This is a genomic window from Rahnella bruchi, from assembly GCF_003614975.1.
Classification (GTDB): Bacteria; Pseudomonadota; Gammaproteobacteria; order Enterobacterales; family Enterobacteriaceae; genus Rahnella; species Rahnella bruchi.
The window spans coordinates 128,886-143,041 of the sequence record NZ_QZWI01000003.1 but is presented as its reverse complement, the minus strand read 5'-3'; the positions used below and the strand labels follow the sequence as shown (position 1 = coordinate 143,041).

Sequence of the window (14,156 nt, the reverse complement as noted above, 5' to 3'; positions counted from 1 at the left end):
CCAGTTGGAAGTATACCCATTTTTTCTTAATGGTCTTCACATCACGCCACGCCGCTTTTGCCTGAAAAAGGTGAGCGGTGTTTAGCGTGTGTGGGCAACAACTGGTGTAACAGGGGTACAACATGGCTCAGAACGGTAGCGTTGTTATTGATATTCTTTCTCGTACAAATGGTGCAGTAGTTTCTCAGGTCTCAAACGCCAGCCAGGACGTCACCCTCAATCAAATCAGTATCGTACGTGTCCACGCGACGCGTGACGCCGTGACCAGTTATGAACGTGTCGGCAACGATCTGGTCATCCACATGAAAGATGGCCGCACTGTCCGCTACCACAGCTTCTTCGACACCGACGGCAAAGGGCACCATAGCGAACTTATTTTTGACGACGGCGTACACCCGATCGAACATGCCGCGTTTGTCGACACCGGCGCAACGGCAGGTGCCGTACCGGTTGTTCCTGCTTATGAAACCATTCCTGACGTCGGTGCTCTGGTCATCGACTCCTCAAACTTTGATCCCGCTGTTTTAGGTGCCGTGCTGGGCGTGCTTGCTCTCGGTGCCGGTATTGCCATTGCCGCAGGTGGCGGTGGTGGTGGTGGCGGTGGTGGCAGCAGCAGTAACAACGGCGGCAGCGACGGCGGTGGAAACACGGGTGGCGGCAATACCGGAGGTGGCAATACCGGTGGTGGCAATACAGGTGGCGGAAACACCGGAGGTGGCAATACCGGTGGCGGGGATAATGGTGGCGGCAATACCGGCGGTGGCAATACCGGTGGTGCTCCAACCCTGACGCTGGCGGCGTTCGCTAATGAAAACACCGTTAACCAGGCTGCTGTGCAAAGCACACAAACCTTCAGCGGTACATCGACCAACGCCGCCGCAGGCAGCACCATCGTGCTGACCATCAACGGAAAAACTTTCACCACCACCATCGACGGCAACGGGAACTGGAACGTTCCGCTGTCTGCCGGTGAACTGCAAACGCTGGCGGATGGAACGTATGTCATTTCCGTGACCCTGACCAATACCTCTGGCGAAACCGTGACTAAAAGCGTCACTGTGGTGGTAGATACCACGCCGCCAACGCTGACCGTTGACCCCATCGATGGCGACAACGTGCTGGATGCCAGCGAACATCAGCAACCTCTGACCCTCACAGGTACCGCATCCGTTTCTGAAGCGGGCCGTTCTGTGGATGTGGTGCTCAACGGTGTGCATTACAGCGCGACCGTCGGCGCGGATGGCGTCTGGTCTGTGACCATTCCGGCGGATGTCGTTTCTGCCCTGGCGGAAGGGAATTACACACTGACGGCTTCCCTGATCGATGCGGCGGGTAACTCGACTTCCACGCCGGAAAGTTTTGTCATCAATGACAGCGCAGGTGTGCTGACCGTTAACCCGATTTCCGGTGACGGGCAGCTCAATGCCAGCGAAGCACAAAGCGCGCTGGTGATCACCGGCACGACGTCCAATGTGCCGGTCGGTACACAAATTACCGTCACGGTAGGCAGCACGGTGTATCAAACCACCACTACCGCAGGTGGTGGCTGGAGCCTGAGTATTTCCCCGGCTGATTTACAGACGCTGGCCGACGGTTCGACGACCGTGACCGTCAGCATGGTCGATTCGCAGGGTAATACCATCAGCCAGAGCACCGATCTGAATGTCGCCATTCATGGTGTTCCGCCGACTCTGGATCCGGCATTCGGTGGCGACAATACGCTGGATGCCAGCGAGTCTGCTACCAGCCAGACGCTGACCGGGCACACCGGTCTGACGGGTGACGGCCAGACCGTAACCGTCACCATTGGCGGCCAGCAAATTACCGGCACAGTCGGGACTGACGGCACGTTTACCGTTACTGTTCCGCCATCGGTGCTCGGCACCCTGCCGCAGGGCAGCAATAATATCGTGGTCACCGTGACGGATCCGGCGGGCAACCACAACACCATCACCACGCCGGTGAGCGTGGATACGGTCGCACCAACCCTGACGGTCAATCCGCTGGAAGGCGACGGTTACATCAGCGTGGCGGAAGCCTCCGCTGAAATGACCCTGACCGGTACGGCGTCGGTGTCTGAAGCCGGTCGTCCGGTTGTCGTCACCATTAACGGCGTGGATTATACGGGCGCGATTGTTCAGCCGGATGGCACCTGGAGTGTGAACATTCCGGCCGGTTCGCTGAGTAATCTCAGTCAGGATGTGACGGTCACTGCGACGCTGACGGATGCCGCAGGGAACGCCACCACCAATACCAGCACTATTCACGTTGCTTCTGATCCGGCCCTTCCGCCGCTGATCAGCGTGAATACGTTCGCGTCGGATAATGTAGTCGATGGCGCCGAGCGCCAGACTGCGCAAACCTTAAGCGGGACCACCACGCGCGTTGAAACGGGGCAAATTGTCACTATTACCCTGAACGGCCACACCTATACGGCGACCGTCGGTGCCAGCGGAAACTGGAGCGTGATTGTTCCGGCGGCAGATATGATCGTGCTCGGCGACGGCCCTCAAACCATTACCGCGACTGTTTCTGATAAAGCCGGTAACGATGCCGCACCGGGCACAGATAATTTCACCGTAGATGCCGCACAGGAAGGCATCGCCATTGATCCGGTGACCGGCGATAACGTCATCAACGTCACTGAAACCAATGATGGTATTTTGATCACCGGGACCACGCTGGGCGTCGCGCCGTTTGCGCTGGTGACGGTGACTTTCGGTTCTCTGATCCGCCTGGCGCTGGTTCAGCCAGACGGCAAATGGTCTCTGGCGTTGTCATCAGCAGATTTGCAATCTCTGGGTGCTGATCCGGCTGGTCTGCCGCTTTCCGCCAGCGTGCAGGCGCTGGACGGTACCACGCTGAATAACAGCATTTCTGTCGGCCTGGATAATCAGGCTCCAGTGCCAACTATTAACACGCCGTTTGGCGACGGTTATCTGAATATTGTCGAAGCAGCGACGGCGGAAACGCTGAGCGGCACCACCGGCAAACCCGGTGACGGCCAGATTGTCACCGTCACCCTTGGTGGGCATACCTATAACGCTACGGTGGATGGCGCCGGTGTCTGGTCGGTCAGTCTGCCTCCTGCTGATTTGCAGGCCTTACCGGCAGGCAATAATGCGATTGTGGTGAATGTGACCGACAGTGCAGGGAATTCCGCAACGCTCAGCGGTACCGTCACGGTCGATTTAACTGCGCCAACCCTGACCGTCAATCCGGTTTCCGGTGACGGTTACGTCAACAGCGCCGAAGCGGCGGCTGATATTGCCGTGACGGGTACTGCTTCGATTTCTGAAGCCGGTAATACCGTGACTGTTACGGTAAATGGCCAGCCTTACACCGGCATCGTGGCGGCTAACGGGCAGTGGACGGTGACTATTCCGGCAGGCGCTCTGGCGGGCGCGGCGGACGGACAATATCCGGTGACCGTACAACTCGCGGATGCCGCGGGTAACAGCACCACTATCACTTCTAATGTTCAGCTGGCAGCCGATCCGGCTTCAGCGCCGACCATCACCCTGAACGCCTTTGCGGGCGACAATATTCTTGATGGCGCAGAGCAGCAAACGGCTCAGACCATCAGCGGGACCACGACGCATGTCGAAGCCGGACAGATTGTTAACATTACCCTTAACAGCGTGGTCTACAACGCGACCGTGCAGGCCGATGGCAGCTGGAGCGTCAGCATTCCGTCTTCAGCGCTCGGCGCACTGACCAACGGCTCATTACAAATTGACGTCGCGGTACTGGATAAGGCCGGAAATCAGGCCACCGGCAGCGAATCGTTCACCGTGGATAGCACGCAAAGCGGCCTGTCTGTAAATCCGGTTACCGGCGATAACCAGCTCAATGCCCAGGAAGCGGCGGCGGGTGTGACCATCAGCGGTACTTCAGTCAACGTGCCGGTCAACGGCGTGGTGACAATAACGCTCAATGGCAAAACCTACACCGCAACTGTCGGCGTGGGTGGCGGCTGGGGCGCGCAGGTCTCGGCGGCAGATCTCGCCACATTGAGTGACGGCAAACATACCATCACCGTCAGTGCCACCGATGCCGTCGGGCAACCGGTCACCGGCAGCGATGTGCTGAATGTGATCATTCACAATCTGCCAAACGCCACGCTCGATACGCCATTTGGTGACAGCATTCTCAATGCCGCCGAAGCGGGCGTCAGCCAGACTCTGACCGGAAACACCGGCGTTTCCGGCAGCGGTCAGACGGCTGTCGTGACCTTTGGCGGGCAGGATTACACCGCTGTTGTCGCCGCCGATGGTTCGTTCTCAGTGTCCGTGCCGTCATCGGTACTGACTGCCGTCGGACAAGGCTCGACAGCCGTGCAGGTGGCGGTAACCGATGCGGCAGGCAACACCAGCAACATCTCTGTGCCGGTATCGGTTGATACCGTTGCGCCAACTGTCACCATCACCACCCCGATAGCGGGCGACGGCACCATTAATGCCGCAGAAGCCGGGGCGATTATTCCGGTCAGCGGCACGGCGGGCGCGGGTGAGGCGGGCGATACCGTCACCATCGCGCTTGGCGGGCACACTTATACCGGCACGGTCGCGGCAGGTGGCGGCTGGACGGTCAACATTCCGGCCGATGCGCTGGCTAACGTGGCGAACGGGACATACACGCTGACGGCGACCGTCACCGACGCTGCCGGTAATGCCGGCACAGCGACTGCACCGGTTACTGTAAAAGCGGATCCTGCTTTACTGCCAACGCTGACTGTTTCTGCGTTCGCAGGCGACAACACGCTGGATGGTGCAGAGCAGCAGACTGCGCAAACCATCAGCGGCACCACGACGAATGTAGAAGCGGGGCAAACCGTCCTCATCACGATCGGCACACTTCAATACAGCGCGACCGTGCAGGCCAGCGGCGCATGGAGCGTTTCCGTCCCGGCGGTTGATTTGCAAACACTCGGCGACGGTCCGGCGACGATCAACGCCACCGTAACTGATGTGGCCGGTAACCCGGCGCAGGGCAGCGATGCGATTACCGTCAACTCAACGCTTGGTGGTATTTCTATCGATACCATCGCCGGTGACAACAATATCAACGTGGCGGAAGCGGCGGCGGGTGTAAACATCAGTGGTTCGACATCCAATGTTCCACAGGGCACGACCGTGACAGTCAGCCTGGGGGGTAAAACCTACACCACCACGACTGACGCGCAAGGCAACTGGACTGTGCCGATCCCGGCGAATGACCTCAGTAGTCTGGCCGATGGCACCAGCCATGTGATTGCCACCACCGTTTCTACCGACCTTGGCACGATAACCACGCAGCAGGATATTGGTATTTATACCCAACCGCCGGTACCGACCCTGAACCCGCCGTTCGGCGATGGTCAGTTAGGCACTGATGAAGCGGCAGCTGCACAGACTCTGACCGGTTCTACCGGGCTGACTGGCGACGGCCAGACGGTGACCGTGGTGATTGGCGGCAATACCCTGACCGGTACCGTTGCGACCGACGGCACCTGGACTGTCACCGTTCCGGCGGGCACCTTAACTGGCGCAACCGAAGGCCCGACGCCAGTCGTGGTCAACGTTACGGACGCCGCGGGTAACCCTGGCACCATCACCGGCTCAGTAAATGTCGATTTCACACCACCAACGCTGACGCTCAATCCAGTGGCGACAGACAACGTGATTAACTCGCAGGAAGTCGCGGGCATCATCGAACTGTCGGGTACTGCCGATGTGGCGGATGCCGGTCGGATTGTCACGCTGCAATTTAACGGTCAGACCTTCCAGGCGACCGTACAGGGCGATGGTTCCTGGTCAACTAACGTTCCGGCGGGCACGCTGGCCGGTCTGGCAGACGGCAGCTACACGCTGACCGCGACGCTGTCTGATCTGGCGGGCAATACAATAACCGTTCCGGAAACGTTCACCGTGGTAGCGGCGAATCCGCCGGTACCTACCATCGAAACGCCATTTGGCGATAGCTTCCTTAATCAGCTGGAAGCGGGCAGCAACCAGACCCTCACCGGCACTACCGGCGTGACGGGCGCTGGTCAGACTGTGGTCGTGAATATCGGCGGTGTGGATCATGCGGCGACTGTCGATGCGGCCGGGATCTGGACGGTTAACATCAGTGCGGCTGATTTGCAGGCGGTAACGGAAGGCCCACAAAACATCGTGGTCACGGCCACCGACAGCGCGGGTAACGAGGGCACCGCCAACAGCGCGATCACCGTGGATTACACGCCGCCAGTGCTGACCTTCGATCCGGTAGCAATCGACAACATCATTAATGCTGCCGAAACCTTGCAGCCGGTGGTGATCAGCGGCACATCAGATATTCCGGATGCCGGACAAACCGTTTCTGTGGTGCTGAACTTCAACAATGTGACTTACACCGCCGTCGTCCAGCCGGACGGTACCTGGAGCTTCACGCTGCCAAGTTCTGTGGTGCAGGCGCTGGCAGATACCACTTACACGCTGTCAGCGTCTATCACCGATGCGGCGGGTAACATCACCACAGGCGATCATATTTTCACCGTCGATGCGGCGGCGGCTGATTTGCCAACGCTGACCATCACGTCTGTGTCAGGCGATGATTATATTAATGCGGTAGAAAAAGGTGCGGATATTCCTATCACCGGGACATCCACGAATCTTGAAGAAGGGCAGACGGTGGTCGTGACCTTTAACGGTAATGACTACAACGCCCTCGTGGGTGTGGATGGCACCTGGACGGCTACCGTTCCGTTCGCGGATCTGGCCACCTTGTCTGATGGACCGGTTACCGTGACGGCGACAAGTACTGATTTGAGCGGCAACCCGACATCCGCCACTCACAACGCCACGGTGATTGCTCAGCCGGGAGATCTGCCGACGCTGACCATCAACGCCATTTCCGGCGATGATTACATCAATATCATTGAGCACAATCAGGGGATGACCGTCAGCGGCACCTCCACCCACGTTCCTGTGGGCGGTACTGTCACCGTAGTTATCACCGGCGAAGCCTTTACCGCGACGTATACCGCCACCGTGCAGGCTGACGGCAGCTGGAGCTTCCCGATGACGGCAGCTCAGGTTCAGGCGTTGCCTGCGGGTAATAACACCTTCACCGCTACCGCGGATGATGTGGCGCAAAACGTGGCTACGGCAACGCATGATGTGGCCGTTGATACTGTTGCACCGATACTGACGGTGACCGTGGATACCGGCGTTGATGACATCATCAATCTGGCAGAAGCGGCGCTCGGTATTCCTGTCAGCGGCACCACGGATCCAAACCTGACCGTGACCGTCACGCTCAACGGAAAAGAGTACACCACCACCGCAGACGGTACGGGTATCTGGAGCCTGACCATTCCGGGCGTGGATGTGCAGGCCATCACGACTGATGGTACTAAAACCATCGGTGTCAGCGTGACTGATCCTGCCGGGAATAACCTCACGACGTCGGCTGATTTCACGCTCTCCTCGCATGCGTTACCAACGCTGACGATTGGTCTGATTGCCGGTGACGGTATTTTGAATATCAGTGAAGCGGCTGACGGTTTCACCTTAAACGGAAGCAGTTCTGGTCTGGCACCGGGAACGGCTGTACAGGTTACGGTTCCGGGGCTGCTGGATCCTATTTCGGGTACGGTGAATCCTGACGGGCTCGGCTGGACGGCCATTGTGCCACCGGGTCTGCTCAGCGGGCTGACTACCGGTATTGTGCAGGTGACCGTGACGGCAGAAGATGTGGCCGGTAACCCGGCGTCTTCTACCGGCAGTCTGGATATCGAACTGTCTGCGCTGCCATTACCGACCATCAATACCCCGTTTGTGGATGGCATTCTTAACGCTGCCGAAGCGGCGGGTAATCAGCTGATTACCGGTACCACCGGCATTACCGGCGCGGGTCAGACCGTTCTGGTGACTGTCGATGGCACGCCGGTGCTGGCCACTGTCGCCAATGACGGCACCTGGACGGCGACCGTGCCTTCCGGCGTGTTGCTGGGTCTGACGGACGCACAGCACACCATCAGCGTGACGGCAACCGACAGCGCCGGGAACACCAGCGCGCCGGGAACCCTTGATTTCACTGCGCTGACGCATGTTCTGCCAGTGGCTGGCATTAATGTGCCATTCGTTGACGGCACTCTGAATTTCGATGAAGCGTCAGATCCGGCGGGGCAAACCATTACCGGTACTACCGGGATCACCAGTCCGGGGCAGACCGTCACCGTGGTCATCAACGGTAACGCGGTACCGGTTATCGTCGATTCTGCGGCGGGAACCTGGAGCGTTTCGCTGACGTCGCCTGAACTGCTGGCCTTGCAGGACGGTACCTGGCCGGTTGTGGTGACGGTGACCGACAGTGCGGGTAACTCTTCTGTACTACCAGCTTCCGTTGATGTGCAGATCCATAGCCTTCCGCAACCGACTATCGATCTGCCATTCGGCGACGGTACGCTGAACATTGCTGAATCCGCGGCGATAGGCGGCCAGACACTCACCGGTACCACCGGTGAAACGGGGGCAGGACAAACGGTCAGCGTGGCAATCGCGGGCATGACCGACAGTCCGTTTACGGCAATCGTCGATCCGGTAACCGGAAACTGGAGTCTGAACCTCACACCAGTTCAGCTGGCATCGCTCGGGCCATTGACGGCGTCGCATGACATTACCGTGACGGCGACCGATGCAATCGGCAACCATAACGATACGACCATCAGCTTTACGTCGCATCTGTCCGGGCCGGTACCTGTTATCAATGAGCCTTTCCTTGACGGTAGTCTGAATATTGTCGAAGCCGCGGGTGTGAACGTCATCACCGGGAACACCGGTATTACCGGCGACAACCAGAACGTGAAACTGACCATCGACGTAGGCGGCACCACCTATACCGCCACCGTCGATCCGACGACAGGTGACTGGGCGGTCAGCCTGCCTGCGGGCGTGCTGAATTCTCTGGGCAGTGGTACGCATGATATCAACGTGACGGTGACGGATGCGGCAGGCAACAGTACGCCAGCGACGCTGCCATTCACCAGCTACCTCACCGTCCCGGATGTCACTATCAACACGCCGTTTGGCGATGGTTATCTGAGTGCGGCCGAAGCTGCGACAGCACAGACCATTACCGGAACGACAGGGCTGACAGGCGCGGGACAAACGGTGGTGGTCACCCTAGGCGGTCTGACAATTCCGGGCGTGACGGTGGATGCGAACGGCAACTGGACGGCGCCTCTGTCAACCAGTGAAATCAGCGATCTGCCACAAGGACCACAGCAAATTACCGTGACTGTCACCGACGGGGGTGGCAATACCGGTTCAGCGGCGACAGATGTCGGCATTGCTGTCACGCTGCTTCCCGCTGTCGCGGTCACGTCCTTTGCGGGTGCCGGTTTCGACCTGACCTATGCCGAAAGCCAGAACCCGCAAACCATCACCGGTTCGACGGTGAACGTACAGGCCGGACAGCAGGTGACGGTTTCAGTCGGCGGCATCAGCCATCAGGCAACGGTGCTGGGGGATGGCACCTGGCGTGCGACCTTTACACCGGCTGAACTGGCTACACTCGACAGTACGGATACGATCACGGCGACGGTTAATGATCTGGCGGGTAACACGGCAAATCTGCTGGCGCCTCAGGGCATCACGGTTAACCTGACACCGCCAGTGACCCCAACGCTGAGCATTGATCCGGTCACCGGCGATAACATTATTAACGTGGCGGATGGCAGCCCGGCGACTATCACCATTTCCGGTAAAACCATCAACGTGCCGGACGGCACACAGGTCTTCATAAATGTAGGTGTGGTTCCCCATACCGCAACTGTGGCAGGGAATATCTGGTCAGTCGATGTGGCGGCCAGTGAATTTGTGAATGGTTCACAGACGGTCGTCAGTGCCAATACGCTGCTCCCTGTTATTACCAGCGCCACGCAAAACGTGTTGGTAGATACCACTTCGCCTACGGTGACCATTAACGACTTTACTGCTGATAACACCATTAACAACCTTGAATCGAAATCGGCGCAGACCATTTCGGGGACGGTTGCTGATAACAACAATAATGATGTGGGCAGTGTGGTGACCGTGACGCTCAACGGCAAAACCTACACCACGACGGTGCTGACCGGCGGCGTCTGGTCGGTCAGCGTGCCTGCCGCCGATCTGCAGGCATTGCCACAAACGGCTACCGGCGGAGTTAACGTCATTACCGCAACGGTGACAGATGCCGCAGGGAATACAGGGAGTGCGACACCGCATACCGTGAACGTCGATACCGCCGCGCCGTTGCTGGCGCTGGATGTGGTCGCCGGAAATAACGTCATTAACCTGGCGGAATCGCTGCTCAACGTGCTGGTCGGCGGGACATCCAGCGGGGCAGACGGTCAGACGGTGAACGTCACTCTCGGCGGCGCTTCCATCGGTACGGCACTTATTCAGCCGGGCGGGGCGTGGTCGCTCAACCTGACGCCAGCGCAGTTGCTGTTGCTTAACGACGGCACCCTGACACTGGCGGCGACGGTAACGGATCAGGCGGGTAACACCACCAGCGTCAGTACCGGTCTGGACATCTTCTTCAACAAACTGCTCGCACTGAATGTGACCAGCGGTCTGGGGCTGACCGATGGCTTCCTCAATCTGGCGGAATCGCAGGTGGCGCAAACCATCAGCGGCACGGCGATTGGCGCTGGCGTGGGTTCTGTGGTCTCGACCGTCATCAACGGTACGCCGCTTTCGGCAATTGTCGGGGCTAACGGTGTATGGTCACTGAATATTCCGGCGGCATTGCTCGGCGCACTGGGTGACGGTCAGCAGGTGCTGAATCTGAACCTGACCGATGCGGCAGGCAACGTGACAGCCTCCGTGCTGAATCTGGATGTCATTAAATCGCTGCCGGTGCTGGGCAATCTGGATCCTATCTTCGGGGGTAACGGTCTGCTGAATGCGGCGGAATCTCTGCTGGCACAAACCATTGGCGGCGTCGCGACAGCGGTTGACGGTACTCAGGTTACCGTGACGCTCGGCGGCAAAACTTACAATACCACCGTGACGGCGGGGACCTGGAATATTCAGATTCAGCCTGGCGATCTGGGCGCACTGCTTGATGGCAATCTGAATCTGGGTATCACCCTGACAGACCCGGCAGGCAACACATCTTCTACCAATATTCCGGTGGGAATTGCCATCCACAATCTGCCACAAGTGGTGCTCAACACCGTGTTTGGCGACGGCGTGCTCAACATCGCCGATCTGCTGGTCAATCAGACGATCAGCGGTACCGTCTCGAATGTGGCAGCGGGTACAGCAATCGCGGTGCAGGTCGGTACGCAAACCATTAACGGCGTAGTGGATGCGACGGGGCATTTCCTGGTTACCGTTCCGCCATCTGTTCTCGGCCTGCTGAGTGGCACGACCGCTGCGGTCAGCGTCACGGTGGCCGATGCCGCCGGAAACGTCGGATCGGCAGTGGCCAATGCGGTGCTGGATCTGGTGAAACCGGTCATTAACCTGACCTCGGTTCTGGGCGATGGCCTGCTCAGTGCTGCCGATGCCCTGACGACTCAGGTGATTGGCGGCACCGTTGGAGGCGTAGCTGCGGGCACGCAGGTTCAGGTTTCGCTGGGCGGGAAAACCTTCCTCGGCGCGACCGACGGCACTGGCGCATTCAGCATCACCCTGCAACCGGGTGATCTGAAATCGCTGGGCGACGGCACCTTCCCGGTCGTGGTTTCTGTTACCGATGCTGGCGGTAATACCAGCACCAGCAGCAGCACGCTGACTTCGATCATCAACGCAGTTCCGAAAATTGTTCTGGATCCAGTTTTCGGTGCAGACGGCATTCTGAACGCGGCGGAAGCGCTGCTGACGCAAACTATCAGCGGTACGGTCACGAACGGGCATGTTGGCGAAACAGTCAACATTAACGTCGGCGGCGGCCTGATTAACCTGACGGCAGCCGTGGGCAGTGACGGAAAATTCTCCGCTTCGCTGACACCGCTTCAGCTGGCCGGATTGCTGGACGGCAATCTGACCATCGTCACCACCGTGACCGATGCGGTGGGCAACACGGCGTCGAATACCGTGGGGCTGAATGTCGGTATCCACAATCTGCCGTCGATTATTCTTAACCCGGTCTTTGGCGATGGCGTACTGAACGTGGTTGACCTGCTGACCGGCCAGACTATCAGCGGTATCGCGACCAACGTCGCGCAGGGTACGCAGGTGCAGATTTCCCTGAACGGCAAAAACTACCTTGCCAATGTGGGTGTCGGCGGCGTGTTCAGCGTGACGGTGCCGGTGATCGATCTGGGTGCCATTCTCAATGGTACACAATCGGTCGTCGCCAGCCTGGTGGATGGCTCCGGCAACACGGCGTCTGTCAGCAATCTGCTGAACGTGGTATCGCAGTCTCTGCCAACCATTACGATCAACCCGCTGTTTGGCGATGGCCTGCTGAACGCGGCGGATGCGCTGCTGACGCAGACTATCAGCGGTACCACCACCAATGCGCAGGGATCAACCGTGACCCTGAACGTCGGCGGCAATACCCTGACGGCGCTGGTGAAAGCGGATGGCACCTTCAGCGTCGCGGTTCCGCAACTGACGCTGTCGAGCCTGCTCGACGGTGCGCTGAATGTCGGTGCGTCCATCACTAACGCCGCCGGTCACTCGACCAGCGGTAGCGCAACGGCAACGGTCGGTATTCACGTTCTGCCAACGTTGTCACTCGGCTCACTGTTTGGCGGCGACGGTTACCTGAATGCTGCCGAAGCGGGCGCTAACACCAACATTACCGGGACTTCAAACCTGCTCAACGGCACGGTGTCGGTCAGTATTGGTGGTGTGACGCACACCGGCACCATCACCAACGGTGCGTGGAGTGTGCCGTTTACCTCAGCAGAACTGAAAGGGCTGGCGGATGGTTCGACACAGGTTTCTGTTTCTGTGGCGGATCTTGTGGGTAACACCGCCATTATCTCTAACCCGCTGAGCGTACTGACGCATGCACTGCCGCTGGTGGCGCTGAATCCATTACTCGGGCTGACGCTCGGTGTGGTCGGCGGCATTCTCGGCGGTCAGGGTCTGACCCTGAGCGGGACTAGTCGCAACATCGCGCAAGGTGGCCAGGTCAGCGTCACGCTGCTGGGCAATACGCTGGCAGGGACCGTGCAGGGGGACGGTTCGTGGACAGTGAAACTGACCAGTGCGCTGCTGAGCAGTTACGGGCTGGTGGGATTACTGAACGCACTGCTCGGTGCAATTGTTGAACTGAAAGCGGTCGATGCGGCCGGTAACGGGTTCGATGCGCACGTCGGGCTGACGGTCGGTTCTACATTACCGGCTGAACCCGCAATGCTGATGGCAACGTCGCAGGCAGTGGACGATACCCATACGCTGGCGGCGGTTCACACCACCGACACCAGCACAACCACTGATACTTCTGTGACGCATGCTGCGAGCACGCTGACGGATCCGCTGGTCACTGCGGACACCAGTGCTTCAACGACCACCACACACGATACCACCACGGCGGACACCACCGCACACGCGGACACGGCGTTCTCCATTGGCGGTGTGACCCTCGACCTGACGGCAACTGACGGCGTGGCTATCGGCGGTGCGGGTGACGACACCATTTCGGTTCATACCCTCGATTTCTCGCAAATCGACGGCGGCACCGGTGTCGATACCTTACTGCTGGCGGGCACTAATCAGCATCTGGATCTGACCGTACTCGGGCTGAAAGTCGAGCATATCGACATCTTCGACCTGGGCACTTCCGGCACTAACAGCATCTCGCTGAATCTGCATGAGGCGCTGAACGTGAAGGACACTCCGACAGATGAAGTGATCATCAAAGGGGGCGAGGGCAGTCTGGTGAACCTGCAAATGGGCACCGACGGCGCATGGAATGAAACCGGGCAACGCACGGTGGATGGCCTGACCTTCGACGTTTATCACAACGCATCAATGGATGCCTCGAACACCCTGGGAGATGTTCTGGTGCAACACGGTCTGCACGTACAACAGAGTTAACGCTGTACGCCTCCCCCTGCAAAGGGGGAGGCGGGGAAGGGATATTGCTGGCGACTGTGATGCCATTAATACCCCACCCCAACCCTCCCCTTCGCAGGGGAGGGAGCAGTACCCAAAAATAAAAATCGGCGTAATTAAGTGGTG

1 protein-coding gene is annotated in these 14,156 nt (G+C 59.0%); it reads left to right on the top strand.

The genetic code is table 11. The annotated features are described in order from the left end of the window. Window positions 1–122: 122 nt before the first annotated feature. The gene (locus D5398_RS07840) at window positions 123–14,012 is read left to right on the top strand and encodes an Ig-like domain-containing protein (protein WP_120507109.1); all 13,890 of its coding nucleotides are present in this window, start codon (window positions 123–125) and stop codon (window positions 14,010–14,012) included. The last annotated feature ends 144 nt before the right edge of the window (window positions 14,013–14,156 follow it).